The sequence below is a fragment of the Paraburkholderia sediminicola genome (assembly GCF_046026675.1).
In the GTDB taxonomy this organism is placed as follows: domain Bacteria; phylum Pseudomonadota; class Gammaproteobacteria; order Burkholderiales; family Burkholderiaceae; genus Paraburkholderia; species Paraburkholderia sediminicola_F.
Genome location: NZ_JAQQEY010000001.1, coordinates 3,254,592 through 3,280,566, shown reverse-complemented (window position 1 = coordinate 3,280,566; position 25,975 = coordinate 3,254,592). Strand labels below are relative to the sequence as shown.

The 25,975-nt window shown below is 61.9% G+C and carries 21 protein-coding genes and 1 tRNA gene; 16 read left to right on the top strand and 6 right to left on the bottom strand.

Translation table 11 applies throughout. The features are described 5' to 3' along the window. Positions 1-166: 166 nt before the first annotated feature. Positions 167-1,021 (top strand): hypothetical protein, encoded by an 855-nt coding sequence (locus PQQ86_RS14075; RefSeq protein ID WP_408267714.1) that lies wholly within the window; start codon positions 167-169, stop codon positions 1,019-1,021. A 158-nt stretch (positions 1,022-1,179) separates the two neighbouring features. Then, positions 1,180-1,644, top strand: coding sequence for a DUF2214 family protein (locus PQQ86_RS14070; protein ID WP_408267711.1), 465 nt, complete (start codon positions 1,180-1,182; stop codon positions 1,642-1,644). A 71-nt stretch (positions 1,645-1,715) separates the two neighbouring features. Here the strand turns inward: PQQ86_RS14070 and PQQ86_RS14065 are convergent, their stop codons facing one another. The 5 genes from PQQ86_RS14065 to PQQ86_RS14045 form a co-directional block, all read right to left on the bottom strand. After that, entirely contained in the window at positions 1,716-3,593 is a 1,878-nt protein-coding gene (locus PQQ86_RS14065) for an ABC transporter ATP-binding protein (RefSeq protein ID WP_408267709.1), read from the bottom strand. A gap of 514 nt (positions 3,594-4,107) precedes the next feature. Beyond that, a tRNA-Val gene (locus PQQ86_RS14060) sits at positions 4,108-4,182 on the bottom strand. A gap of 48 nt (positions 4,183-4,230) precedes the next feature. Further along, positions 4,231-4,971, bottom strand: coding sequence for a DNA polymerase III subunit epsilon (gene dnaQ / locus PQQ86_RS14055; protein WP_408267705.1), 741 nt, complete (start codon positions 4,969-4,971; stop codon positions 4,231-4,233). 80 nt (positions 4,972-5,051) lie between these two features. Next, a complete protein-coding gene (gene rnhA / locus PQQ86_RS14050) occupies positions 5,052-5,498 on the bottom strand; it encodes a ribonuclease HI (protein ID WP_093640388.1) in 447 nt (148 codons plus the stop codon). Then, positions 5,495-6,358, bottom strand: coding sequence for a class I SAM-dependent methyltransferase (locus PQQ86_RS14045; protein WP_408267700.1), 864 nt, complete (start codon positions 6,356-6,358; stop codon positions 5,495-5,497). The genes rnhA and PQQ86_RS14045 overlap by 4 nt, the downstream gene beginning before the upstream one ends. 19 nt (positions 6,359-6,377) lie before the next feature. Between PQQ86_RS14045 and gloB the strand changes: the two genes are divergently transcribed. The 7 genes from gloB to PQQ86_RS14010 all read left to right on the top strand — a co-directional run bounded on the left by gloB (position 6,378) and on the right by PQQ86_RS14010 (position 16,619). Then, positions 6,378-7,169, top strand: a complete 792-nt coding sequence (gloB, locus tag PQQ86_RS14040) for a hydroxyacylglutathione hydrolase (RefSeq protein WP_408267697.1) — start codon at positions 6,378-6,380, stop codon at positions 7,167-7,169. 157 nt (positions 7,170-7,326) lie between these two features. Continuing rightward, positions 7,327-9,021: a transglycosylase SLT domain-containing protein gene (locus PQQ86_RS14035; protein ID WP_408267694.1), complete on the top strand. Its 1,695-nt coding sequence runs from the start codon at positions 7,327-7,329 to the stop codon at positions 9,019-9,021. Positions 9,022-9,222: 201 nt separating this feature from the next. Continuing rightward, entirely contained in the window at positions 9,223-10,464 is a 1,242-nt protein-coding gene (locus PQQ86_RS14030; RefSeq protein WP_408267690.1) for an MFS transporter, read from the top strand. 429 nt (positions 10,465-10,893) lie between these two features. Then, a complete protein-coding gene (gene carA / locus PQQ86_RS14025; protein ID WP_408267687.1) occupies positions 10,894-12,048 on the top strand; it encodes a glutamine-hydrolyzing carbamoyl-phosphate synthase small subunit in 1,155 nt (384 codons plus the stop codon). A 158-nt stretch (positions 12,049-12,206) separates the two neighbouring features. Beyond that, entirely contained in the window at positions 12,207-15,461 is a 3,255-nt protein-coding gene (gene carB, locus PQQ86_RS14020) for a carbamoyl-phosphate synthase large subunit (RefSeq protein ID WP_408267684.1), read from the top strand. Between the two features lie 151 nt (positions 15,462-15,612). After that, positions 15,613-16,089 carry a transcription elongation factor GreA gene (gene greA, locus PQQ86_RS14015; protein WP_097389983.1) on the top strand — a complete coding sequence of 159 codons (477 nt, stop codon included), beginning with the start codon at positions 15,613-15,615 and terminating at the stop codon, positions 16,087-16,089. A 20-nt stretch (positions 16,090-16,109) separates the two neighbouring features. Beyond that, on the top strand, positions 16,110-16,619 hold the full coding sequence (locus tag PQQ86_RS14010) for a DUF4149 domain-containing protein (RefSeq protein WP_408267679.1): 510 nt from the start codon (positions 16,110-16,112) through the stop codon (positions 16,617-16,619). Positions 16,620-16,751: 132 nt separating this feature from the next. Here PQQ86_RS14010 and PQQ86_RS14005 read toward each other — a convergent pair whose 3' ends face one another. Beyond that, complete coding sequence (locus PQQ86_RS14005; RefSeq protein WP_093640370.1) at positions 16,752-17,282, bottom strand: YhbY family RNA-binding protein; 531 nt, start codon at positions 17,280-17,282, stop codon at positions 16,752-16,754. Positions 17,283-17,464: 182 nt separating this feature from the next. On the opposite strand from PQQ86_RS14005, the gene PQQ86_RS14000 reads away from it, so the two are divergent. The 7 genes from PQQ86_RS14000 (at position 17,465) to pstA (ending at position 25,958) form a co-directional block, all read left to right on the top strand. After that, entirely contained in the window at positions 17,465-18,127 is a 663-nt protein-coding gene (locus PQQ86_RS14000; protein WP_054036258.1) for an RlmE family RNA methyltransferase, read from the top strand. A 189-nt stretch (positions 18,128-18,316) separates the two neighbouring features. Further along, on the top strand, positions 18,317-20,206 hold the full coding sequence (ftsH, locus tag PQQ86_RS13995) for an ATP-dependent zinc metalloprotease FtsH (protein ID WP_097389981.1): 1,890 nt from the start codon (positions 18,317-18,319) through the stop codon (positions 20,204-20,206). A gap of 83 nt (positions 20,207-20,289) precedes the next feature. After that, complete coding sequence (gene folP, locus PQQ86_RS13990) at positions 20,290-21,189, top strand: dihydropteroate synthase (protein WP_459252425.1); 900 nt, start codon at positions 20,290-20,292, stop codon at positions 21,187-21,189. A 29-nt stretch (positions 21,190-21,218) separates the two neighbouring features. Continuing rightward, a complete protein-coding gene (gene glmM, locus PQQ86_RS13985) occupies positions 21,219-22,577 on the top strand; it encodes a phosphoglucosamine mutase (RefSeq protein WP_408267673.1) in 1,359 nt (452 codons plus the stop codon). Between the two features lie 295 nt (positions 22,578-22,872). Next, a complete protein-coding gene (pstS, locus tag PQQ86_RS13980) occupies positions 22,873-23,904 on the top strand; it encodes a phosphate ABC transporter substrate-binding protein PstS (protein WP_408267670.1) in 1,032 nt (343 codons plus the stop codon). Between the two features lie 159 nt (positions 23,905-24,063). Next, positions 24,064-25,065 (top strand): phosphate ABC transporter permease PstC, encoded by a 1,002-nt coding sequence (gene pstC / locus PQQ86_RS13975; protein ID WP_408267667.1) that lies wholly within the window; start codon positions 24,064-24,066, stop codon positions 25,063-25,065. Then, positions 25,062-25,958 (top strand): phosphate ABC transporter permease PstA, encoded by an 897-nt coding sequence (pstA, locus tag PQQ86_RS13970; protein ID WP_408267663.1) that lies wholly within the window; start codon positions 25,062-25,064, stop codon positions 25,956-25,958. The genes pstC and pstA overlap by 4 nt, the downstream gene beginning before the upstream one ends. Positions 25,959-25,975: the final 17 nt, after the last annotated feature.

Sequence of the window (25,975 nt, the reverse complement as noted above, 5' to 3'; positions counted from 1 at the left end):
CGTGCATCTCGCCTGCGGGGCGTTGTTGCATGCGCGCCTCGGTTTTGCGCGTACGCGGCAGAAAGTACGGTTTTGGGACCGGCAAGCATGAGCCTGTCTCGGTAATATCCCTATAATGGCCGTGCCGCAAATCTGGCTGCGGCGCCGTCGACGACAGGAGGATGCTTTGGCGAGAACGAAAGAGACGCGTGCGAACGCGGCGCCCGGCGCCGGAATGATTTTCGCGCTGCGCGCCATCGGTCTCGTGCTCCTCACTCGCTGGCTTTTTTCGATGGCGCAGATGGACCTGGGCGCGTCGTTGTCGGCGATGGTGTCCTCGCCATGGGCGTGCATCAACCTGGTGTTCCTGTTCCTGCTGATCTTCCTGCCGGGCGCCCGCGCCGTGGCCGAGCGTCCGTTGCATCCGCTGCCGCAATGGTTGCGGCAGGCGGTGCGTCTGTTTGCCTTCCTCGGATTCCTATTTGCTGTCTGGTCGGTCGGCGCATTTGTGGCGAGCGCCGGTTGGCGCCGCGCCGCGCAGGCGGTGGCGGCTACCAACGGCTGGCTGTTGGCGGCACCGGCGTTGTACGCGGCGGTGGTGTGGATCTGCCGGCCGCGCGCGCTGTGGCGAACCAATATCGCCGCGCGACGCTTTGCGATCGGCCGCTATGCGGTCGCGCTCGATCCGGCTACACGCACGGTGGTCGTCTGGGCCGAGCGCCGCAAGGTGGGGCAGTACGACGCCCGTGAATTGTCCGTGCGTTGGGCGGCGGCCCCAGGCATGAGCGCGCCGTCGGCGCCTGCCCCGGCGGTGGCGTTCGGTGTTGCCGGTGAGGCGGCTGGACCTGCGGCGCCGCTCGGTTCGGTCGGCGCGCCTGCGCTGGTGCGCGGCGGTTTCGGCCGACGTCCGAAAATCGAATTGCTGTGGGATTCGCCGGCCGCGGCGGGCCACAATCGTCAAACCGTGTTCCGCGCCGCGCTGACCACCGAGGGCGATCGGGTCGCCGCGCGAGCGCTCGACACATCGTTGCGGCAAGTCTGAAACTGTCGCTTCGTTCGGTCAGCTACAAGACGCGGGCGAAGCAGACGTCGTAAAGTGCGGTAGTCGATAATAAGACATGTAAGAAAAAGTGCCGCCCGGCGTTTCTGTGGGCGAGTGAGAGATACATCGATCGTATTGCGTCGTTTGCAGGAGTCGCTATGCTGGTTCGCTGGTTGCTTGCCGCCCTTCATCTGCTTGCTTATGGCTTTGCCCTCGCGTCGATTCTCCGGCGCACCTGGTCACTGCGGCGAGCCAGCGTGCCTGCTGCGTTGCGATCCGTATTCCGCTCCGACTCGCGGTGGGGCATTTCGGCTTTGGTGCTGATCGTCACCGGTCTGATGCGCGCCTTCGGCGGTTTCGAAAAGGGCGCCGACTATTACCTGCATGAGCCGCTCTTTCACGTGAAGATGACGCTGCTCGTGCTGATCCTCATTCTCGAAGTCCCGACGATGCTCGGCCTGATGCGCTGGCGCGCCAGTATCAGAAAAGGCGCCCCGCCTGATTTGCGTAAGGCGCGTAGTTATGCGCGTTTCAGCGTGATCCAGACCGTGCTGCTGGTGCTGATGGTGTTCGCGGCGACTGGCATGGCGCGCGGCATCGGGCTGCCTGCGGGCGTGGTGTAGGTGTGCGTAAGCCTGCAGAGCACGCCTGTTACGGCGGCTTCTGCAGGACGTCCCGCACGCTACTTCGCAATTTACTTCTCGAGCAGCAAGTCCAAATCATCGAGTCGATTCGCCTTCGCGCCATCGGTCTTGTGCATGACCTCCGAATCACCCAGGCCCTTGATCAACTCCAGCGCCTGACGTTCGAACAAGCGCCTGTACAAGCCGTTCTCGAGTCTGATCAACGCCTCGTGACTGCCTTCCTCGATGACCTTGCCCTTGTCCAGCACCAGCAGCCGGTCCAGTGCTCGCACGGTGGACAGACGGTGCGCCACCACCAGCGTCGTGCGGCCCATCATCAGCCGCTCCATGGCGTGCTGGATCAGCACTTCGCTTTCGCTGTCGAGGCTTGAGGTCGCTTCGTCCAGAATCAGGATCGGCGCGTCCGCGAGAAACGCCCGCGCGATCGCGACGCGCTGGCGTTCGCCACCCGAGAGCTTGATACCGCGCTCGCCCACCAGCGTGTCGTAACCTTGAGGCAGCGCCGCGATAAAGCCGTGCGCACTGGCGAGCTTCGCGGCGCGTTCGATCTCGGCACGGCTCGCGTCGGGCCTTGCATAGGCGATGTTCTCCGCCAGCGAGCGGTGAAACAGCACCGGCTCCTGCTGAACGATGGCGATCTGACTGCGCAACGATGCCTGCCGGACACAGGCGATATCCTGGCCGTCGATCGTGATCCGGCCTTCCGAAATGTCGTACAGCCGCTGGATCAGCTTGATGAAAGTCGTCTTCCCGGAACCCGAGTGCCCGACCAGCCCGACGCGTTCTCCCGGCGCGATGCGCACGGAGAAGTTGTCATAGAGCGGCGTGGCTTTCGCACCGTAGTGGAAGGTCACGTGCTCGAAGCGAATTTCGCCGTTGCTGATCGCGATCGGGCCCGCGTTGGGGCGGTCTTCGATACCCAGCGGCTGGTTCTCCAGCGACACCAACTCTTCCATGTCGTTGACCGAACGCTGCAGGTTGCGGATGTGCATGCCCACGTCGCGCAGATAGCCTTGCAGCATAAAGAACATTGTCAGCGCGAACGTGATATCGCCGACACTCGCTTCGCCGCGCATCCACAAGAGCAACGCGACGCCGAGAATGGCAGCCTGGATTGTCACAAGCATGCCGCCCTGCAAGCCGCCGTTAATCGTGCCGCGTATCCACGTGCGGCGTGTGCGATGACGCCACTTGACGATCACACGCTCGAGCAGGGATTCTTCGCGCTCTTCGGCGCCGAACGCTTTCACCACGCCGTTGCAGCTGACTGCGTCGGCGAGGGCGCCGCCCATGCGTGTATCCCATGCGTTGGCGAGGCGTGCGGCGGGTGCAACGAAGCCGAGCGACATGGCCACGGTCACCGCGATATACAGCACCGAGCCGATGCCGACGACCGCGCCCATCATCGGCCAGCGCCAGCCGAGCAACACCGTTGCGCCGACCAGCATGACCAGCGACGGGAACAGCGCGATCAGCAGCGTGTCGTTGAGCAGGTCGAGCGCCCACATGCCGCGCGTGATCTTGCGCACCGTGGACCCGGCGAAGCTGTTGGCGTGCCAGTCCGTTGAAAAGCGCTGCACGCGATGAAACGCGTTCGCGGCAATTTCGCTCATCATCTTCAGGGTCAGCTTGATGATGTTGAAGAACACGCCCTGGCGAAGCAGCGTGGCGCCGAGCCCAAGCGCGCCCAGCACGCAGAAGGCCGTGATCGCGGCGTGCCACGCGACGGTGTCGCCGGCCGATCCGGACGCGATCGCGTCGACAAGCCGTCCGGCGAACATCGGCGTGAGTACGTCGGCCAATGCCGAGAGCAGCACCAGCGCCGCAATGACGAAGATGCGCCAGGGCTGTTTGGCCCAGTGACGGAAGGTGAAGCCGAGGACGTCCTTGAAGGCTTGCCCACGAAAGTCGAGTTTTTTTCTAGTCATTTGCCACGACCCGGTGGCGCGCGAGCGCACCGAGGTTCCAGTCAGAAGCGAAAGGAAGAGACAGTCAAGCGAGCCGCGCTGTGTTGACAGCAATGCCGACGATGAGACTACGGACTGTCTGGGAATTGCGCGGGACGCCTGATCAGGCAGAACCGCGTGAGCGACAACGCGACAAACTTAAGATCGCGAGAATGGACGTGAGGCCATCCCAGGGACAGCGATATGCACTGCGAACATGTGACGCCTCCCTGTAGTCGAATGAAGCGAAGGAAATAGACGGGGCGAGTGCCCGATGACTGACTATATCAGCAGTATTTAGCGGCCGCAATCGTACGAAAGTTCGGTATTGACTTCGAAGCGGAGCAGGCGCAGATGCATATCTACGGGCGCGCGCTTGATCAATGAAGCGTGCGCATGTCTGGAAACAAACAGAATCAAGCGGAAGCAAAAACAAAAAAGCCCTCGACTTTCGTCTAAGGGCTTTCTCTTGCGGTTCTTCGGGAACCAGCGAATCTGGTGGGTGGTACAGGGATTGAACCTGTGACCCCTGCCGTGTGAAGGCAGTGCTCTACCGCTGAGCTAACCACCCGAAGAGAGCCGAATTATGTCAGGGATTTTTCGACTCGTCTAGTACTTTTTAAGCGGTTTGCTCATCCGCGGCCGCAGCCGGAGCCGGTTCAAGGCGCCACACGCTCGTGCCTTTGACCGCTTTGTCGAGACCGTCGAGCACGGCCTGATGTTCGGCGACTTCGTCGTCGCTCGCAGCGATCACGGCCAGATTCAGCGAATCGATCGCGATGCGCGGTGCGTGCGCATCGGCGCCGCCGTGCGAATCGCCGAGCATGTCAATGACGAGGCTTTCCTGGCCGCGCGTCATTGCCAGGTAAACCTCGGCAAGCAGTTCCGAGTCGAGCAGTGCGCCGTGCAAGGTGCGGTGTGCGTTGCTGATGCCGAAGCGGTCGCACAGCGCGTCGAGCGAATTGCGCTTGCCCGGGAACATCTGCTTGGCGCGCGCGAGCGTATCGATGATCTCGCCGCAGTAGGTTTTCACCGGCGGCAAACCCAGCAACGCAAATTCGGCGTCGAGAAAGCCAATGTCGAACGGCGCGTTGTGAATGATCAGTTCCGCGTCCTGAATGAAGTCGCGAATCTGATCGGCAATCTCGGCGAACTTCGGCTTGTCGCTCAGGAACTCGGTGGTCAGCCCGTGAACCGCCAGTGCGCCCGGATCGCTGTCGCGTTCCGGGTTGATATAGAAATGCAGATTGTTGCCCGTGAGCCGGCGGTTCACCATTTCGACGCAACCGAGTTCAAGAATCCGGTCGCCGGTTCGTGCATTCAGGCCGGTGGTTTCGGTATCGAGGATGAGTTGACGCATGTCGGATTAGCCTGCTCTAAAAAAATCAGCAAAAAAGAAGGGCGCGCGCGTGGGTGCCGCCGCGGGCATCACGGCACGCATCACATCTCCGCGAGTGACGCGACGCCGCGATTGGCCAGTTGATCCGCACGTTCGTTTTCCGGGTGGCCATTGTGACCGCGCACCCAGCGCCATTCAATTTCGTGCTGCGCGACTAGCGCGTCGAGTCGCTTCCAGAGATCGGCGTTCTTCACCGGTTGCTTCGCGGCGGTGATCCAGCCTTTTTTCTTCCAGCCGTGAATCCATTCGCTGATGCCTTTCTGCACGTACTGCGAGTCAGTGTGCACGACGGCCTTGCAGGGGCGCTTGAGTGCCTCGAGCGCGCCGATCACGCCCATCAGTTCCATGCGATTGTTGGTGGTGTTGGGTTCACCGCCGAACAGTTCTTTTTCCTGATCGCCGAAGCGCAGCAGCGCGCCCCAGCCGCCGGGGCCGGGGTTGCCCTTGCAGGCGCCGTCGGTATAAATATCGATGATGTCGGGAGTCATTGAGTGTGGTTGCGTGTGTTCGGAGTGGCGGCAGGCGCGAGGCCCGCGGCGAGGACAGGTTTCTTTACTTTCAGCGGGCCGACGAGGCGCATGCCGCGCACGCGCTTGATCGCCTTGATCATGTAGGTGGCGCCGAAAATCGGCCACCAGCGGTCACCGGCGGCTTCCATGAAGCCATAGCGGGACAGCCATTGTTCGCTGCCGAGCGGCGGACGATAGCAGCCGAAGCGCCCGCGTTCAAGGTCGAAACCCAGCAATTTGATCCAGTCTTTCAGGCGCGTGAAGGCGATCAGGTCGACTGCGGCGGGCACGAACGGCCGGCCGGTCATCTTGCCGACCGATTGGCGCGCGCCCCACAGCGACAGCGAATTGAAGCCGAGAATGATCAACTGCCCTTCGGGCATCAGCACGCGCTCCGCTTCGCGCAATAGCCGGTGCGGGTCGCTCGTGAATTCCAGCGTATGCGGCATCACGATCAGGTCGACGCTTTGTGCTTCGAACGGCAAGTCGAGCAGATCGCACCAGACGGCGCTGCGTCCAGCGGGCGCAGGCAAACCCGCGGGCAGACCTTGCGCTGCGCTGTTACCCATGCCTCTGCCCGAGCCATTCCCGGTGCGCCCGAGGCCGCGCGGAAAAGTGTAGGGCGCGCTCGCGCCGCTCGCTGCGTCGAGCACGAGCCCGCGGCACGGCATGCGGTTCTCGCGCAAAGCATCGAGCTGCGGCAGGCCGAGTTGCAACGCATGGTAACCGAACACATCGGACACCACGCGATCGAGCTGGGTCTGTTCCCACTCGAGTACGTAGCGCCCGGGTGGCGAATCGGTCCAGGCAGGCCAGTCTATAATCGCTCGATCAGTCATATCAGAGAATGCGTCGCCTATGAATGCGCTCGAGTACGTACCGGTCCCGGCGTTTGAAGACAATTACATCTGGGTCGTTTCCGACGGGCATCATGCGGCGGTCGTCGATCCGGGTGAGGCCGCCCCCGTGCGCGCATATCTGGCGAAACGGGGTTGGCGGCTGAGCGCTATTTTACTCACGCACCATCACCAAGACCATGTCGGTGGGGTGGCCGATCTGCTGAACGGCCAGGCCGTTCCCGTGTACGGCCCTGCTGGTGAGGCGATCCAGCATCTCACGCATCGTCTCAAAAACGGCGATCACGTGACGATTGCGGCCCCCGCACTCGAATTCAGCGTGCTCGATGTGCCCGGTCACACGAGCGGTCACATTGCCTATTTTCAGGCGGCCGACCCGCGCGGCACGCCGCACGTGTTTTGTGGCGACACGCTGTTCGCGTGTGGTTGCGGCCGCTTGTTCGAAGGCACGCCCACGCAGATGCTGGCGTCGCTGGATGCGCTGGCCGCGCTGCCCGGCGCGACCGAGGTTCACTGCGCCCACGAGTACACTTTGTCGAACATCCGCTTCGCGCTCGCCTGCGAGCCGGGCAACGCCGAACTGCAAGCCTGGCGCGACACGGCGAGCGAATTGCGCGCACGCCATGTGCCGACGCTGCCCACTACCATCGCCCACGAACGCGCCGTGAATCCGTTTTTGCGCGCCGACAGTCCGGCAATTCGCGCTACCTTGCAAGAGCAGTTGCACGAAAAAGTGTCCGATCGTTTAACGGCATTTACGCTGATGCGCGAATGGAAAAACCGCTTCCGTTGACCCGTTGAGCATCAGGGTATTCCTCACGCGAAGAATCGCAAAAATTCGCCAAGCCCAAGATTTCCTTGATTTTTTTCGTAATTTTCCGATTGACGTAAACGTTGCCGTTTCGTACTATCGGCTGCAAATTCCAGCCCTTGTGGAAGCCGAGACGTTCATGCGATTTATCTTTAGTGCGTTGTTGGTCCTGACGCTCGCCGCTTGCGCGAGTCAGGGACCGGCGACGAATAGCCCCACCACCGCAACAAACCCCGCCAGTCAGCAAGCCGTAGCCGACGCCCTTCGCAAGACAGCCACCGCCAAAGAGACGATCAACGTCGATCAGGGCTCGGTCAGTCAACTGACGAGCGCGGACGCCGATTTGTGGGGTCGTATTCGCCGTGGTTTTCAAATGCCGGATCTGCAAACCGACCTCGTCGACATGCAGGTCAACTGGTATGCGCAGCGCCCGGATTACGTGCAGCGCATGACCGAGCGCTCGCAGAAATACCTGTACCACATCGTCGAAGAGCTCGAAGCGCGCAATATGCCGACCGAGCTCGCGCTGCTGCCGTTCATCGAATCCGCGTACAGCCCGCAGGCGTTGTCGGTGGCGAAGGCCGCCGGCATGTGGCAGTTCATGCCGGGCACGGGCCGCACCTACAATCTCAAGCAGAACATGTGGCAGGACGAGCGCCGCGACGTGCTGGCTTCGACCAGCGCCGCGCTCGACTACCTGTCGCGTCTGCATGACATGTTCGGCGACTGGCAACTGGCGCTCGCCGCATACAACTGGGGTGAGGGCAACGTGCAGCGTGCGATCGCGCGCAACGAAGCGGCGGGGCTGCCCACCGACTACCTCAGCCTGCGCATGCCGAACGAGACGCGCAACTACGTGCCCAAACTGCAGGCGGTGAAGAACATCGTGATGAACCCGCAGATGTACGGGCTCACGCTGCCGTCGATTCCGAATCACCCGTATTTCGTGACGGTCACGACTTCGCACGACATCGACGTGGACATGGCGGCAAAACTCGCCAATCTGTCGCCGGACGAATTCCGCTCGCTGAACCCATCGTTCAGGAAGCCGGTGATTCTCGGCGCCACGCAGCCGCAAATCCTGCTGCCGTTCGATAACGCCAGCGCCTTCGAACGTAATCTGAAGGCCTATTCCGGCTCGCTGTCGTCCTGGACCACGTACACGGTCACGGAGCGCTCGGCGCCGGCGGCGATCGCGCAAAAGATCGGTGTCGACGCCGACACGCTGATGGAAGTGAACAAGATTCCGGCCGGCATGCGTTTGAAGCCGGGTTCCACAATCGTGGTACCGCGTGGTTCGGATGACGACGAAGACATCAGTGCCGACGTCGCCGAAAGCGCCGTGCTCGCCATGGAGCCCGACGTTCCCGACACGCGCAAGATGCTGATCCGCGTGCGTCGCAATCAATCCATGGCCGCCATCGCAGTGCGTTACGGCGTTTCGATCGGTCAATTGAAGGCGTGGAATCGCACGCATCGCGATCAGGTTTCGCGTGGCCAGGTGATCGTGCTGCACGTGCCGGTCGGCAAGGCGATGCCGAGCGAACCGGGTCCGGAGCGCATCGCGACCGACGTGCAGGGCGGCGGCGTCGAGAAGATCGGGACCCGTGTCACAGACACGAAGAACGATTCGCGCTACGATAAGAAGAAGGGTCGTGGCCGCTCCGCCGTGGTGAAGGTGTCTGAGCCGGTGGGTAAAGCGAGCAAGCCGACAACGTCCAGCGCCAGCAAGGGCAAGGTGGAGAAGGTGTCGGCTTCCACGTCCAGCAAGGCGTCGAAGGCCGCGGCAGATAGCCGCCAGAAGACCGCGGCCAACGCGAAGAAGGGTAAGTAGACCAAAAAGCGGCTCCACGGTAGTGACCACATGCGTTGCGGGGGCAGCGCATGAATTGCGCTCCGATCACGCACCGTGTTATTCCGACGCCGTCACCTCAGGGTGACGGCGTTTTTCATTCTGCAGATCAATTCAGGCGAATTTCGCTCATTTCATTTATCGTTCGTGCTCAGGCCTCGTCGGCCGCTCATTTCAAAGCTTATGTCGTCGACCCAGTTGCGCGTTTTTCTTCTGTTTTCCGCCGGTTACTTTGTTTCGTACGTGTTTCGCGGCGTCAATCTGGGTTTTGCGCCCTTCATCACGCACGATCTTGGCTTGTCGGCCACTGATCTCGGCTTGCTGACCAGCCTGTATTTCCTCGGCTTCGCGGGCGCGCAGATTCCGGCGGGCGTGCTGCTGGACCACTTCGGCGCGCGTCGGGTGACGGCGGTCACCCTGCTATTTGCCGCGCTGGGAATCTGGGCGTTCGGCGCGGCGCACGGCGTAGGCGTGATGATGATCGGGCGGCTGCTGATAGGCGTCGGCGTGTCGGTGTGTCTCGGCGCCGCCTTCAAGGCACTGGCGCAGCATTTCGCGTCGGCACGGCTGCCGCTGATGAACGGGTTGGTGATGGCGATGGGCGGCTTCGGCGGCGTGATGGTCGGTTCTCCGCTCACGTGGGTGCTGGGCTTCGCCAGTTGGCGCGCGGTCTGCGTCGGCTTGGGTTTGCTGACGGTTCTCGTGGCGGTCGCGCAGTGGACCCTCGCGCCGGACGCAAAAGAAAGCCATCGCCAGGCGAGTCTCGGGGCCCAGTTCAAGGGCACTTTGCACATCTTGAGGAGCGCGGCATTCTGGAAGATCGCGTCGTTTTCGGTCGTGACGCAAGGTGTGTTCTACGCGATGCAATCGCTGTGGGTCGGCGCCTGGTTGCGCGACGTGCAGGGCTTCGAGCCGCGTGAAGCTGCCGCGCTGGTATCGGTTCTCGGCTTCGCGATGATGGCCGGCTGCGTGGGCTTCGGCGCGGCGGCGCGCAGTCTGGAGCGGCGCGGTGTCTCGCTCCACGTGTTCTGCGGCATCGGCATGGCGCTGTTCGTCGTCACCCAGCTGCTGATCATGTTCAATGCGCCGCTGCCCGCGAGCCTGCTGTGGACGGCGTATGGGATCTTCGGCGGTACCGGGATTCTCAGTTACGCGGTGATGGCGCGGCACTTCCCGGCACAGATGATCGGCCGGGTGAATACCACCCTGACACTGATCATCTTCCTGCTGATTTTCGGCTTCCAGATCGGCGTCGGCGCGGTCCTGTCGCGCTGGCCGGCCAGCGGCGGACATTATCCGGCCGCCGCGCATCTGACCGCCTGGGGCATTCTGATGGCGCTGCAACTGTTGAGCGCGATCTGGTATGTATTTCCCGGCCGTACAGGACTTCAACCGGTGCACGCGCACGCCGAGCGGCAGGTTTAAGGCCGTCGTGGATGGTTCGCCGGGTCGGGTCACATTTACCGGCTCTATCCCGATTCTGGCCCGCGCAAATTTTGTCCACCGGCTTCTGAGCCATATGCGGCAAGACTTTGACCCGTTTGGGAGGGCCCTCTGCTACGCCGGCTCCCCATCTCGGATTTGGAGGGAAGGGTAGTTTCACGCTATAATTCCAAGGTTTGAGCTTATCAACCCGCACCCTAGCGCCTACCTCTCCCATACCGTTCATCCGCCGCGCGCTTTTGACGCCCCGCACCCCAGCCGATCCGTCCACACAATGGACCCATCGCGCCCCTTGCGACGTCACCAGCAGTACGCGAGCGAGTCTGCGCGCGCATCCTTGTCGATGCGTTTCGCTGCGGCTCGCAGTCGGATAGACAGGTCGGCAACAGGGTGTTCCCCAAGGAGTCTCCCGTGTTGCCGTCATTTTCTCCCGCTTTGCTCGCACTCGCCGACGGCACGGTCTTTCGTGGTTACTCGATCGGCGCCCCCGGGCATACGATCGGCGAAGTCGTGTTCAACACCGCTATCACCGGTTATCAGGAAATCCTGACCGACCCGAGCTACGCGCGCCAGATCGTGACCCTCACGTATCCGCACATCGGTAACGTCGGCGTGAATGCCGAAGACGTCGAAGCCACGAAAGTCCATGCCGCCGGCCTGATCATCCGCGATCTGCCAGTTCTCGCGTCGAACTTCCGCATGGAGCGCACGCTCCCGCAATACCTGAAGGACGAAGGCGTGGTCGCCATCGCCGGTCTCGACACCCGTATGCTGACCCGCGTGCTGCGCGACAAGGGTGCGCAGAACGGTGCCATTCTGGCCGGTTCGGATGACGAAGCAAAGGCAATCGAACTCGCGCGCTCGTTCCCGGGTTTGTCCGGCATGGACCTCGCGAAGGTCGTGTCGACGAAAGAAAGCTACGAATGGACCCAGACCGAATGGCGTCTGGGCACCGGTTACGGCACGCAGAACGCGCCGAAGTACCGCGTGGTCGCGTTCGATTACGGCGTGAAGTACAACATTCTGCGCATGCTGGCTGAGCGCGGCTGCCACGTCACCGTGCTGCCGGCGCAAGCTTCTGCTGCCGACGCGCTCGCGCTCAATCCGGACGGCGTGTTCCTGTCGAACGGCCCCGGCGATCCGGAACCATGTGGCTACGCAATCGCTGCTACTAGAGATCTGATCGAGCGCGGCGTCCCGACCTTCGGCATCTGCCTCGGCCACCAGATCATGGGCCTCGCACTCGGCGCCAAGACCCTGAAGATGAAGACCGGCCACCACGGCGCGAACCATCCCGTAAAGGATCTCGAAGACGGCCGTGTAGTTATCACGTCGCAGAACCACGGTTTCGCGGTCGACGCCGACACGTTGCCGGCCAATGCCAAGGTCACGCACATTTCGCTGTTCGACGGCACGCTGCAAGGCTTCGCGCTGACCGACAAGCCGGCGTTCTGCTTCCAGGGCCACCCGGAAGCGTCGCCCGGTCCACACGACATCGCCTATCTGTTCGATCGCTTCACCGCGTTGATGGACACGAAGAAGGCCGGCAAGGCGACCGCGGCATAAGCAGCAGCGTGTGAGGCGCCCAGGCGGCGCAGGGCTCGCGGGGCGTGAATGGCGCACTCAGCGCACAAGCGCAGCGAGCCGCACACAACAGAGCGCGCGCAACGTATTAACGCAGCGCGCCGACGGAAAGAATTCAGGAATACATTAGCGAGAGCGTTATGCCCAAGCGGACAGACATTAAAAGCATCCTCATCATCGGCGCGGGTCCGATCATCATCGGCCAGGCGTGCGAGTTCGACTACTCGGGCGCGCAGGCATGCAAGGCGCTGCGTGAGGAAGGCTACAAGGTCATTCTCGTCAACAGCAATCCGGCGACGATCATGACCGACCCGAACACGGCCGACGTCACCTACATTGAGCCGATCACGTGGGAAGTGGTGGAGCGCATCATAGCCAAGGAGCGCCCGGACGCGATCCTGCCGACGATGGGCGGCCAGACCGCGCTGAACTGCGCGCTGGATCTTCACGCACACGGCGTGCTGGACAAGTACAAGGTCGAGCTGATCGGCGCCTCGCCCGAAGCGATCGACAAGGCGGAAGACCGTCAGAAGTTCAAAGACGCGATGACCAGGATCGGCCTCGGTTCGGCCAAGTCGGGTACCGCGCATTCGATGGAAGAAGCACTGAAGGTGCAGGCCGACATCGCCGTGCAAACGGGTAGTGGCGGTTATCCCGTCGTGATCCGTCCGTCGTTCACGCTCGGCGGTTCGGGCGGCGGCATCGCGTATAACCGCGATGAATTCGAAGAGATCTGCAAGCGCGGTCTGGATCTGTCGCCCACGCGCGAACTGCTGATCGAAGAATCGCTGCTCGGCTGGAAAGAGTACGAGATGGAAGTGGTCCGCGATAAAAAGGACAACTGCATCATCGTTTGCTCGATCGAAAACCTGGACCCGATGGGCATCCACACCGGCGACTCGATCACCGTCGCGCCGGCGCAAACGCTCACGGACAAGGAATATCAGATCCTGCGTAACGCATCGCTCGCCGTGCTGCGCGAGATCGGCGTCGACACGGGCGGTTCGAACGTGCAGTTCTCGATCAATCCGAAAGATGGCCGGATGATCGTGATCGAAATGAATCCGCGGGTGTCGCGTTCGTCGGCACTGGCCTCGAAGGCGACCGGCTTCCCGATCGCCAAGGTCGCGGCAAAGCTGGCAGTCGGCTACACGCTGGACGAGTTGAAAAACGAGATCACCGGCGGTCAGACCCCGGCATCGTTCGAACCGACGATCGACTACGTCGTCACCAAAATCCCGCGTTTCGCGTTCGAGAAATTCCGCGAAGCCGATGCGCGTCTGACCACGCAAATGAAGTCGGTCGGTGAAGTGATGGCAATCGGCCGCACCTTCCAGGAATCGTTCCAGAAGGCGCTGCGTGGCCTCGAAGTGGGCGTGGACGGTCTCGACGAAAAGACCAATAACCGCGACGAGATCATCCGCGAAATCGGCGAAGCCGGTCCGGATCGTATCTGGTATGTCGGCGACGCATTCCGTGTCGGCATGACGGCCGAAGAGATCTTCGAAGAGACCTCGATCGACCCGTGGTTTCTCGCACAGATCGAACAGATCATCCTGAAGGAAAAGGCGCTGACAGGCCGTACGCTGGCAAGCCTCTCGAAGGAAGAACTCAAGTATGTGAAGCAAAGCGGCTTCTCGGATCGCCGTTTGGCGAAGCTGCTCGGCGCGAAGCCGGCGGAAGTGCGCCAGCGTCGTATCGAGTTGAACGTGCGCCCGGTGTACAAGCGCGTCGACACGTGTGCGGCCGAGTTCGCCACGAAAACCGCCTACATGTACTCGACCTACGAGGAAGAGTGCGAAGCGAACCCCACGAACAACAAGAAGATCATGGTGCTGGGCGGCGGCCCGAACCGGATCGGCCAGGGTATCGAGTTCGACTATTGCTGCGTGCACGCCGCGCTCGCCATGCGCGAAGACGGCTACGAAACGATCATGGTCAACTGCAATCCTGAAACCGTTTCGACCGACTACGATACGTCCGATCGTCTGTACTTCGAATCGCTGACGCTCGAAGACGTGCTCGAAATCGTCGACAAGGAAAAGCCGGTCGGCGTGATCGTTCAATACGGCGGTCAGACGCCGCTGAAGCTCGCCCTCGATCTCGAAGCGAACGGTGTGCCGATCGTCGGCACGTCGCCGGACATGATTGACGCCGCGGAAGACCGCGAGCGTTTCCAGAAGCTGCTGCAGGATCTCGGCCTGCGTCAACCGCCGAACCGCACCGCGCGTGCCGAAGACGAGGCACTCAAGCTCGCCGAGGAAATCGGCTATCCGCTGGTAGTGCGTCCGTCGTACGTGCTGGGTGGCCGCGCCATGGAAATCGTCCACGAGCCGCGCGACCTCGAGCGCTACATGCGCGAGGCCGTGAAGGTGTCGAACGATTCGCCGGTGCTGCTCGACCGCTTCCTCAACGACGCGATCGAATGCGACGTGGATTGCATCTCCGATGGCGAAGCCGTGTTCATTGGCGGCGTGATGGAGCACATCGAACAGGCGGGCGTCCACTCGGGCGACTCGGCTTGTTCGCTGCCGCCGTACTCGCTGTCGCAGGAAACCATCGCGGAACTGAAGCGGCAGACCGGCGCAATGGCGAAGGCGCTGAACGTGATCGGCCTGATGAACGTGCAGTTCGCGATCCAGCAAGTGCCGCAGGCAGATGGTTCGAAAGAGGACGTGATTTACGTGCTCGAAGTGAATCCGCGTGCATCGCGCACCGTGCCGTATGTCTCGAAGGCGACCAGCCTGCCGCTCGCGAAAATCGCGGCGCGCGCGATGGTCGGCCAGACGCTCGCACAACAGGGCGTGACGAAGGAAATCAACCCGCCGTACTTCAGCGTGAAGGAAGCCGTGTTCCCGTTCGTCAAGTTCCCGGCAGTCGATCCGGTGCTCGGACCGGAAATGCGTTCGACCGGTGAAGTAATGGGCGTGGGTCAGACGTTCGGCGAAGCGTTGTTCAAGTCGCAGCTCGCGGCGGGTTCGCGTCTGCCGGAGTCCGGCACGGTGCTGTTGACCGTGATGGATGCAGACAAGCCGAAGGCCGTCGAAGTCGCGCGCATGCTGCACGAACTCGGCTATCCGATCGTCGCGACCAAGGGCACGGCTGCCGCGATCGAAGCGGCCGGCGTACCGGTCAAGGTCGTCAACAAGGTGAAGGACGGTCGTCCGCACATCGTCGACATGATCAAGAACGGTGAAATCGCGCTGGTCTTCACGACCGTCGACGAAACCCGTGCCGCGATCGCCGACTCGCGTTCGATCCGCATGAGCGCGCAGGCGAACAAGGTCACGTACTACACGACGATGTCTGGCGCACGGGCCGCGGTTGAAGGTTTGCGCTATTTGAAGGACCTGGAAGTCTATGATTTACAAGGTCTTCACGCTCGCCTAAACTAAGGCTTCGAATACCTGTCCAAGATGTAAGTGCCGCGGTTAAGCGGCGTTCCGCAGGTGCTGTGGCCCGGGTTTTGACCGGAACGTCAGCCTCCACGGAATGCACTTAACCGCGGTGATTTTTTTTACGGCTGTTTTTTGCATAGAGTTGTTTATGAGCACTGTTCCATTGACTAAGCGCGGCGCGGAAATGTTGCGCGATGAATTGCAGCGCCTGAAATCGGTTGAGCGTCCCTCGGTGATCAATTCGATCGCGGAAGCGCGTGCCCAGGGCGATCTGTCGGAAAACGCGGAATACGACGCAGCGAAAGAAAAGCAGGGTTTCGTCGAAGGCCGTATTGCCGAAATCGAATCGAAGCTGGCCGGCGCGCAGGTGATCGACCCGTCCAAGGTGGAGGCGGATGGCCGTGTGGTGTTCGGTGCGACGCTCGAACTCGAAGACCTCGATTCGGGTGCGAAGGTCAAATACCAGATCGTCGGCGACGATGAAGCGGACATCGACCACGGTCTGATCTCGATCAGCTCGCCGATCGCGCGCGCATTGATCGGCAAGTCGGAAGGTGATGTCGCATCGGTGCAGGCGCCGGGCGGCGTGCGCGAGTACGAAATCATTGCGGTTAGCTACGTTTGACGGCGGCCCCGGTGTCCTTGATGCCGCATCGACTGTTCCGTCTGCTGACGGTGGTGTGGGTCGGTAGTCTGTTGACTATCGGCTATGCCGTCGCGCCGGTGTTGTTCACGTCGCTCGATCGCATGACGGCGGGCGCCGTGGCGGCGCAACTGTTCCGTATCGAGGGCGTGCTGGGTGCGGTATGCGGCATTTTGCTGCTGGGTCTCGCGAACGTACTGGTGCGCCGGGGCAGCGACGCTTATCGTCGTTTGCGCTGGCTGATCGTCGGCATGCTGGTGTGCGTGCTGGTGGGTTACTTTGCACTGCAGCCGTTCATGAATGCAATGCGCATTGCCGCGCTGGAAGCGGGCAGTGATGTCGGGCATTCAGCTTATGCGACGCGCTTCGGCATCCTGCACGGCGTATCGAGTCTGTTTTACCTGATCGAAAGCCTGCTGGGTGTGGCGCTGGTGTGGAAGCTACCGTCGAGCGTCGGCATCGTGAGCGCGGAGCAGGGCGCTCGCGGCGCTGCGGGGAAAGTAGCCAGTTGAGTGGTAGGGTTCTACCTTGCTTGAGCGGGTTTGCCTGTAGCGTTACCCAAATGGGCATCAGATGGGCATCACCCAGACGGCCTGAGCAGTTCACCCCAAGGTGCGGACACCGCCCGCACCCTCATCATTCGCTTACTTCGACGACTGATGCGCGCGCTTCGCGCTGGTCTGGCGCTTCTTGGCGCGCTTGATATTGCCGCCTTGCGTGACGCGCTCATTGCCGCGCACCACGACTGCTTTTGCCTTCGGCTTGCGCATCGGGATTTCGCTGGGTTTCACCACCGTGACCACGCGCGGTGCGCGGCCTTTACCCGGTTTGGCTTCGACAGCCGCTTCGCGGGCGCTCGGCAGGGCGCCGCGCTTGGCCTTAACAGCCGGTTGTACTGCGGCTTCCGGCTTCCAGATCACCAGCAGCTTGCCGATATGCTGGATCGGCGCGGCGTTCAACGTGTCGCAGATCTGTTCGTAGATGGCAATGCGTTCTTCGCGTTCGTCGCCGAACACGCGGATCTTGATCAGTTGATGCGCGCCAAGGTGGACCTTGATTTCCGACAGCACAGCGTCGGTCAAGCCTTCGGCGCCGACGAGCACGACCGGTTTGAGCGCATGTGCCTGGGAGCGCAACTCGGCGCGTTGGTCGGAAGAGACTTTAAGGGCTGGCATGGAAAGTGGGAGACTCGACTAAAATGGCGGCACCTGCATTTCCGAGAGATTCGGCCAATAGCGCAGGGCGGCGCGTCAGAACAACAGAATCGCGGATGACTGCCAGTTTTGGCGGTGGCCGCGCGAATTAACCGCGTATTATCCCCTAAAGCGCCACATTTCGCAGCAAGAGTTCATCATTAATGGCAAAAAACAAGTTCAACACGGCGTGGTTGCATGATCACATCAACGACCCGTACGTCAAAATGGCGCAGCGGGAGGGCTATCGCGCCCGCGCAGCCTACAAGCTGAAGGAAATCGACGAGCAGGACAAGCTGATCCGGCCAGGCCAGGTGATCGTCGACCTTGGCTCGGTGCCGGGCAGCTGGAGCCAGTACGCCCGCAACAAGCTCGCCAAGGGCTCGCAGCGCGACGCCGAGCGCGAGGGCGGCATCGACGGCACGATCATCGCGCTGGACATGCTGCCGATGGAACCGATCGCTGACGTCCATTTCATTCAGGGCGACTTCCGCGAAGACTCGGTGCTCGAGCAACTTGAAGAATTAGTCGGAGAACGCCAGGTTGATCTTGTAATTTCGGATATGGCGCCCAACCTGTCGGGAGTGGCGGTGGCGGATGCCGCGCGAATCGAGCATCTGTGCGATATCGCGATGGAATTTTCGCAAAACCACCTGAAGCCAGATGGTGCCCTTTTAGTCAAATGTTTTCATGGCAGCGGTTACAGCCAGATTGTCGAAAAGTTCAAGCGTCAGTTCAAGGTGGTGGCGGCCCGCAAGCCGAAAGCCTCGCGGGACAAATCGTCAGAAACGTTTATTTTGGGTAAGCATCTGAAGCGGCCCGCGTAGGTGCGCTGCAGGAAGGTTCCGCATCTGCCGATAATGTGCCAACAGCACCGGAAATTGGCGCTGAAATGGCCCGCTGCGCTATTTGTGTGGTAGCGAAACCTTATGGCAGGGGTCTGCGGACTGGATTAGAATGCTTTCGTGGTGCCGCAAGGCAAATGTAGGCGCCCGTCTAAGTGAAGGAGTGGTGCTTTGAACAACAATATGTTTTCGAAAGCAGCAGTGTGGCTGGTTATCGCACTGGTGCTGTTTACGGTGTTCAAGCAGTTCGACAAGCCCCGTGTCCAGGAAGGCGTTTCCTATTCGCAGTTCATGGACGACGCGAAGAACGGCAAAGTCAAGAACGTTATCGTCCAGGGGCGGAACCTCACGGTCACTCCAGCAGACGGCCAGAAGTACCAGATCGTGTCGCCCGGCGACATCTGGATGGTTGGCGATCTGATGAAGTATGGCGTTCAGGTGAGCGGCAAGGCTGATGACGAACCGAATGCGCTGGTGTCGGCGCTGTACTATCTCGGACCGACGATCCTGATCATCGGTTTCTGGTTCTACATGATGCGACAGATGCAGGGAGGCGGGAAAGGCGGTGCGTTCTCGTTCGGTAAATCCCGTGCACGTCTGATCGACGAAAATAACAACGCTATCAATTTCACTGACGTCGCCGGTTGCGACGAAGCCAAGGAAGAAGTTTCCGAACTGGTCGACTTCCTGCGCGATCCGCAGAAATTCCAGAAGCTGGGCGGACGAATTCCGCGCGGCGTGTTGCTGGTCGGCCCACCGGGAACGGGTAAGACGTTGCTGGCGCGTGCTATCGCCGGTGAGGCGAAGGTGCCGTTCTTCAGCATCTCGGGTTCGGACTTCGTGGAAATGTTTGTGGGTGTCGGTGCGGCTCGTGTGCGCGACATGTTCGAGCAGGCCAAGAAGCATGCGCCGTGTATCGTGTTCATCGACGAAATCGACGCGGTCGGCCGTCATCGTGGCGCCGGCATGGGCGGCGGTAACGACGAACGCGAACAGACCTTGAACCAGATGCTGGTCGAGATGGACGGCTTCGAAGCGAATTCGGGCGTGATCGTGATCGCTGCCACGAACCGTTCGGACGTGCTGGACAAGGCGCTGCTGCGTCCGGGCCGTTTCGACCGTCAGGTGTACGTCGGTCTGCCGGACATTCGTGGTCGCGAGCACATCATGAAGGTCCACCTGCGCAAGGTGCCGATTTCGAACGACGTCGACGCAGCGGTTATCGCACGCGGCACGCCGGGCTTCTCGGGCGCGGACCTGGCGAACCTGGTCAACGAAGCAGCACTGTTCGCGGCTCGCCGCGGCAAGCGCATCGTCGAGATGGCGGATTTCGAAGACGCGAAGGACAAGATCTTCATGGGTCCGGAGCGCAAGTCGGCCGTGATTCGCGAAGAATCGAAGCGTGCTACGGCGTATCACGAGTCGGGTCACGCGGTCATCGCCAAGCTGTTGCCGAAGGCCGATCCGGTGCACAAGGTCACGATCATTCCGCGTGGCCGTGCGCTGGGCGTCACGTGGCAGTTGCCGGAGCATGACAACGAAACGTATTCGAAGGACTACCTGCTGGACCGCCTCGCGATCCTGTTCGGTGGCCGTGTCGCGGAAGAGCTGTTCCTGAACCTGATCAGCACCGGCGCATCGGACGACTTCAACAAGGCAACGGCTACGGCCCGCGCCATGGTGGCTCGCTTCGGCATGACGGACGCACTCGGCCCGATGGTCTACGTCGACGACGAGAACGACGCAACGCCGTTTGGCCGTGGCTTCACGCGCACCATTTCGGAAGCGACGCAACAGAAGGTAGACGCGGAAATCCGCCGCGTGCTGGACGAGCAGTACAACCTCGCGAAGCGCCTGCTGGATGAGAACCGCGACAAGGTTGAAGCGATGACCGCCGCGTTGATGGAGTGGGAAACGATCGACGCCGATCAGATCAACGACATCATGGCAGGCCGTCCGCCGCGCTCGCCGAAGAGTTCGCCGCCGTCGGTGGGCGATGCCTCGTCGGGTGGCAGCCCGGGCACCGAGGTCAAGCCGGGTAACGCGACCGCGCCGGCCTGATAGGCGACCAGTAGAAAGTGCGGGCCGGTGTGTTTCACACCGGCCCGTTTTGCATTTATTCGTTTTACGTGATTGACCGCTACGTGTCGAAAGTCGAATTTCCTTCTCTTCCCATCCCTGAACCGCTGCAATGCGGCCGCTTCAAGCTGACCTTTGAACGCCCGTTGGTCATGGGCATCCTGAACGTCACTCCCGATTCGTTTTCCGATGGCGGTCAGTACGCGATGCGCGGCGACGCGTTGCGCCAGGCCGAGCGCATGTTGCTCGACGGCGCGGACATCATCGACATCGGCGGCGAGTCGACTCGCCCGGGTGCGCCGCCCGTGCCGCTCGACGAAGAGCTGGAGCGGGTGATCCCACTGGTCGAACTACTGCGCGGCGCGAATGTGCCGTTGTCGGTCGATACATACAAGCCGGAAGTGATGCGTCACGCACTGACCGCGGGCGCCGACCTGATCAACGATATCTGGGGCTTCCGGATGCCCGGTGCGGTCGACGCCGTGCGCGACAGCGAGTGCGGTCTGTGCGTGATGCATATGCTCGGCGAGCCGCGGACCATGCAGCTCGGTGAGCCCGTCTATGACGACGTGGTGAGCGAGGTGCGGCAGTTTCTCGAAGAACGGGTGGCAACCCTGAAGCAGGCGGGCATCGCCCGTGCTCGCATCAGCGTGGACCCGGGCTTTGGTTTCGGTAAGGCGGTGATCGAACACAATTACGCGCTGCTCGCCCACCTGCCGGACACGGCGCCGCGGGCCGAGCCGCCGTACCCCATTCTCGCCGGCATGTCGCGCAAGTCGATGATCGGCGCGGTTGTCGGACGCCCGGCGCCGGAGCGCGTCGCGGGCAGCATTGCCGCCGCGGTGTGTGCCGCCGGGCGCGGTGCGGCAATTCTGCGCGTGCACGACGTCGCGCAAACAGTGGATGCATTGAAAGTATGGGCGGCCATGCGCGACGCGGCGAATCACAGCCGCGCGCGCGGCTGAACCCCACAAGCCAAGGAGGAACATAAAACATGGCACGTCGTTATTTCGGAACGGACGGGATTCGGGGCAAGGTCGGCGAAGGGCCGATTACGCCGGAGTTTGTATTGCGGCTCGGCTACGCTGCTGGCAAGGTGCTGGCGGGCGCGGACCGCTGGGCCAGAACGGGCGCACGGCCCACGGTGCTCATCGGCAAAGACACCCGGGTCTCGGGCTATATGCTCGAAGCCGCGCTCGAAGCGGGTTTTTCCGCGGCGGGTGTCGACGTCATGCTGGCCGGACCGATGCCGACCCCGGGCATTGCCTACCTGACGCGCGCACTGCGGCTCGCCGCGGGCGTCGTGATCAGCGCGTCGCACAACCCGTACTACGACAATGGCATCAAATTCTTCTCCGCCGACGGCAACAAGCTGCCCGACGAAGTGGAATTGCAGATTGAAGAGCAGCTCGACCTGCCGCTCGCGTGCGCGGCCTCCGAGCAACTCGGCAAGGCGCGGCGCCTCGACGACGCAGCCGGCCGCTATATCGAGTTCTGCAAGAGCACCTTCCCGGCGGCGTTCGACTTGCGTGGCCTGAAGCTGGTGGTCGACTGCGCGCACGGTGCCGCGTACGACGTTGCGCCGCACGTGTTCCATGAACTCGGTGCCGATGTGATTCCGATCGGCGTCGCGCCGAACGGTTTCAACATCAACGACGGCGTCGGTGCGACCGCGCCGGACGCGCTGGTGCGCGCGGTGCGCGCAAATCACGCGGACCTCGGCATCGCGCTCGACGGCGACGCCGACCGGCTGCAGGTCGTGGACGCGGCAGGCCGCCTGTATAACGGCGACGAGTTGCTATACGTGCTGGTCAAGGACCGGATGGCGACCGACGGCAAAGTGGACGGCGCGGTCGGCACCTTGATGACCAACATGGCGGTCGAAGTCGCGCTACAGGAAGCCGGCGTGAAGTTCGTCCGCGCGGCGGTGGGCGACCGCTACGTGCTCGAACAGTTGCGCGAACACGGCTGGCAACTCGGCGCGGAAGGCTCCGGCCATATTCTCTCCCTAGACCGCCATTCGACCGGCGACGGCATCGTGTCGGCCCTGCTGGTGCTGGCCGCGATGAAGCGCAGCGACAAAACGCTCGCCGAGCTGCTCCACGGCGTGACGCTGTTCCCGCAGAAGCTGATCAACGTGCGGATGCAGCCCGGCGCGGACTGGAAGGGCAGCGACGCGATCCGCCGCGCCATCAGCACGGCCGAGGAAGCATTGAACGGCCGCGGCCGCGTGCTGATTCGGGCCTCGGGTACCGAGCCCGTTCTGCGCGTGATGGTGGAAGCCGAAAAAGTCGACGACGCCATTCGCCATTCTGAAGCGATCGCCAACGCGGTGAAGCAGGCCACGGCCTAAACCGCGCTTGGCCACGACGGCGAGGGACGACCATGAGCGCGTCCCCGCTGCCGCACCCCTCTGCCGTGCACCCTTTCCCACACGCAAACGTTCGCGTCCCATTTTTTTCGCCTAATCTGTAGAGCGACGTGTCCAACACTGCCAAAACGGCAATTTCTCCGTGCGAGAGCCTTTCACCTTAGTAATCTCACTGTCACATCCGTTTCACGGTTAGTCACGTTACTGTCACAAAGAGACCCTAAGCTTCGCGGTGTTCGTGTTATTCGCTCACACCGCTCACACCCTTGGAGGTCTCATGAAATTGATGCAAACCGTGTTCGCTGGCGTCGCTGGCGCGCTTTTCGCGATCGCAGCGCAAGCCGCAGACATCACCGGCGCGGGCAGCACCTTCGCAGCACCGATCTACACGAAGTGGGCCGATGCCTACCAGAAGTCGGGTGGCGGCAAGGTCAACTATCAAGGTATTGGTTCGTCGGGTGGCGTGAAGCAGATCGTCGCGAAGACTGTTGACTTCGCTGGTTCGGACGCTCCGCTGAAGGACGAAGACCTCGCCAAGGAAGGCCTGTTCCAGTTCCCGACAGTAGTCGGCGGCGTGGTGCCGGTCGTCAATGTGCCGGGCGTGACGCCGGGTGAACTGACGCTGTCGGGCGAAGTGCTCGGCGACATCTACCTGGGCAAGATCAAGAAGTGGAACGATCCGGCGATCGTTGCACTGAACCCGAAGGCTAAGTTGCCGGATACCGACATTGCCGTGGTTCGCCGCGCCGACGGTTCGGGCACCAGCTTCATCTGGACGAACTATCTCTCGAAGGTCAACGCAGACTGGAAGTCGAAGGTTGGTGAAGGTTCGACGGTCAACTGGCCGACCGGTACGGGCGGCAAGGGCAACGACGGCGTCGCAGCCTTCGTGCAACGCCTGCCGGGCGCAATCGGCTACGTCGAATGGGCGTACGCGAAGCAGAACAAAATGACGTATGTCGGCCTGAAGAATTCGTCGGGCACGGTGGTCGAGCCGAAGACGGAAACGTTCAAGGCAGCGGCAGCGGGCGCGGACTGGTCGAAGTCGTTCTACCAGATCCTGACGAACGAGCCGGGCAAGAACGCATGGCCGATCGTCGGCGCAACGTTCGTGCTGCTGCACACGGCGCAGGACAAGCCGGCGCAAGGCACCGAAACGCTGAAGTTCTTCGACTGGGCGTTCAAGAACGGCACGCAGGCTGCGAACGATCTGGACTACATCTCGCTGCCGGATTCGGTTGTGTCGGAAATCCGTACGCAGTGGAAGTCGAAGGTGAAGGACGCTGCGGGCAAGCCGATCGCTGACTGAGCGACGTAACAAAGCGACGCAGCATGCAGTAAGCATCCAGCAATACATTGGCCGTCCTCATTCGAGGACGGCCAATGGCGTTACCCCGGCATTAGCCCAGCATTGTCCGCCGCACGACAAGTGTCGTACGGCAACTGGAAACAGGTCCATCAGGCTCTCATGTCCGATATCCAATTAGCGCCTGGCGCGGCGAGATCGACGCCGCCCGGCAGCACGTCCCAGCAGAAGGCGCCCAGCCGCGTCGGCGACGTCATCTTCGGCGGCCTGGCCCGTCTCGCCGCCATCGTCACCCTGTTGCTGCTCGGCGGCATCATCGTTTCGCTGATCGTCGCTTCCCTGCCGTCGATCAAGCAGTTCGGCTTCGCGTTCCTATGGACCGCCGACTGGGATCCACCTAGCAAGCAATTCGGCGCATTGGTGCCTATCTACGGCACGATCGCGACCTCGCTCATTGCACTCATCATCGCGGTGCCCGTCAGCTTCGGCATCGCGCTTTTCCTGACCGAACTCGCGCCCGCGTGGCTGCGCCGTCCGCTCGGTATCGCCATCGAACTGCTCGCCGCGATTCCGTCGATCGTCTACGGCATGTGGGGTCTGCTGGTGTTCGCGCCGATCTTCGCGACGTGGTTCGAAAAGCCGCTTGGCACGCTCCTCGGCGGCATTCCTATCGTCGGCGCGTTGTTTCAGGGCGCGCCGATCGGCATTGGCATTCTGTGCGCGGGTGTGATTCTCGCGATCATGATCATTCCGTATATCGCTTCGGTGATGCGTGACGTGTTCGAAGTCACGCCGGTCCTGTTGAAGGAATCGGCGTACGGCATCGGCTGCACGACCTGGGAAGTGATGTGGAAGATCGTGCTGCCCTTTACCAAGAGCGGCGTGATCGGCGGCGTGATGCTCGGCCTCGGCCGCGCGCTTGGCGAGACGATGGCGGTGACCTTCGTGATCGGCAACACCAATCTGCTCGATAACGTTTCGCTGTTTTCGCCGGGCAACAGCATTACTTCGGCGCTCGCCAACGAATTCGCGGAAGCGGATCCGGGCCTGCATACGTCCGCGCTGATGGAACTCGGGTTGATCCTGTTTGTGATTACCTTCGTGGTACTGGCGATTTCGAAAATCATGCTGCTTCGCCTCGAAAAAGGGGAGGGCGCGAAATGAGCCAGCCCACTTTGAATATGCCAGGTTCGAACGACGCCGTCGCGCTCGAAGCGATGCGCGTGCGTCTGCAAGGCCGCCGCCGCGCGAAGAATGCGGTTGCGCTGACAATGTCGCTCGCGGCCATGGCGTTCGGCCTGCTGTGGCTGGTGTGGATTCTCTATACGACCCTGCGCCTTGGCATCGGCGGCCTGTCGGTCGAATTGTTCACGCAATCCACGCCGCCACCGAACACCGATGGCGGTGGTCTTGCCAACGCGATCGTCGGCAGCGTAATGCTGGTTGCGCTCGCAACTTTTGTCGGCACGCCGATCGGCATTCTGGCAGGCGTATATCTCGCCGAGTACGGTCAGAAGGGCTGGCTCGCCAGTCTCACGCGTTTCATCAACGACATCCTGTTGTCGGCGCCGTCCATCGTCGTCGGTCTGTTCGTCTACGCGCTCGTCGTGGCGAAGATGGGCCACTTCAGCGGTTGGGCCGGCGTGTTCGCGCTCGCGCTGCTGCAGATTCCGATCGTGATCCGCACCACCGAAAACATGCTGAAGCTGGTGCCGAATGCGCTGCGCGAAGCCGCTTTCGCACTCGGCACGCCGAAGTGGAAGATGGTGATGTCGATCACGCTGAAGGCGTCGATCGCGGGCATTATCACGGGCGTCCTGCTTGGCGTCGCGCGGATTGCCGGCGAAACCGCACCGCTGCTGTTCACGGCGTTGTCGAATCAATTCTTCTCGCTGAATATGGACCAGCCGGTTGCGAACCTGCCGGTCACGATCTACAAGTTCGCGATGAGCCCGTTTGCGCAGTGGCAATCGCTCGCGTGGGCCGGTGTCTTCCTGATCACGCTTGCGGTGCTGGGACTGAACATCCTCGCGCGCACGATCTTTTCGAATAAGTAAGGGCGGAGTGTAATCCG

What these genes read in the sequence shown, in the direction of transcription:
- PQQ86_RS14070 (WP_408267711.1), top strand. Translation starts at nt 1,180, where the DNA reads ATGCTGGTTCGCTGGTTGCTTGCCGCCCTTCATCTGCTTGCTTATGGC.
- PQQ86_RS14065 (WP_408267709.1), bottom strand. Translation starts at nt 3,593, where the DNA reads ATGACTAGAAAAAAACTCGACTTTCGTGGGCAAGCCTTCAAGGACGTC.
- dnaQ (WP_408267705.1), bottom strand. Translation starts at nt 4,971, where the DNA reads ATGCGTCAACTCATCCTCGATACCGAAACCACCGGCCTGAATGCACGA.
- rnhA (WP_093640388.1), bottom strand. Translation starts at nt 5,498, where the DNA reads ATGACTCCCGACATCATCGATATTTATACCGACGGCGCCTGCAAGGGC.
- PQQ86_RS14045 (WP_408267700.1), bottom strand. Translation starts at nt 6,358, where the DNA reads ATGACTGATCGAGCGATTATAGACTGGCCTGCCTGGACCGATTCGCCA.
- gloB (WP_408267697.1), top strand. Translation starts at nt 6,378, where the DNA reads ATGAATGCGCTCGAGTACGTACCGGTCCCGGCGTTTGAAGACAATTAC.
- PQQ86_RS14035 (WP_408267694.1), top strand. Translation starts at nt 7,327, where the DNA reads ATGCGATTTATCTTTAGTGCGTTGTTGGTCCTGACGCTCGCCGCTTGC.
- PQQ86_RS14030 (WP_408267690.1), top strand. Translation starts at nt 9,223, where the DNA reads ATGTCGTCGACCCAGTTGCGCGTTTTTCTTCTGTTTTCCGCCGGTTAC.
- carB (WP_408267684.1), top strand. Translation starts at nt 12,207, where the DNA reads ATGCCCAAGCGGACAGACATTAAAAGCATCCTCATCATCGGCGCGGGT.
- greA (WP_097389983.1), top strand. Translation starts at nt 15,613, where the DNA reads ATGAGCACTGTTCCATTGACTAAGCGCGGCGCGGAAATGTTGCGCGAT.
- PQQ86_RS14010 (WP_408267679.1), top strand. Translation starts at nt 16,110, where the DNA reads ATGCCGCATCGACTGTTCCGTCTGCTGACGGTGGTGTGGGTCGGTAGT.
- PQQ86_RS14005 (WP_093640370.1), bottom strand. Translation starts at nt 17,282, where the DNA reads ATGCCAGCCCTTAAAGTCTCTTCCGACCAACGCGCCGAGTTGCGCTCC.
- PQQ86_RS14000 (WP_054036258.1), top strand. Translation starts at nt 17,465, where the DNA reads ATGGCAAAAAACAAGTTCAACACGGCGTGGTTGCATGATCACATCAAC.
- glmM (WP_408267673.1), top strand. Translation starts at nt 21,219, where the DNA reads ATGGCACGTCGTTATTTCGGAACGGACGGGATTCGGGGCAAGGTCGGC.
- pstS (WP_408267670.1), top strand. Translation starts at nt 22,873, where the DNA reads ATGAAATTGATGCAAACCGTGTTCGCTGGCGTCGCTGGCGCGCTTTTC.
- pstC (WP_408267667.1), top strand. Translation starts at nt 24,064, where the DNA reads ATGTCCGATATCCAATTAGCGCCTGGCGCGGCGAGATCGACGCCGCCC.
- pstA (WP_408267663.1), top strand. Translation starts at nt 25,062, where the DNA reads ATGAGCCAGCCCACTTTGAATATGCCAGGTTCGAACGACGCCGTCGCG.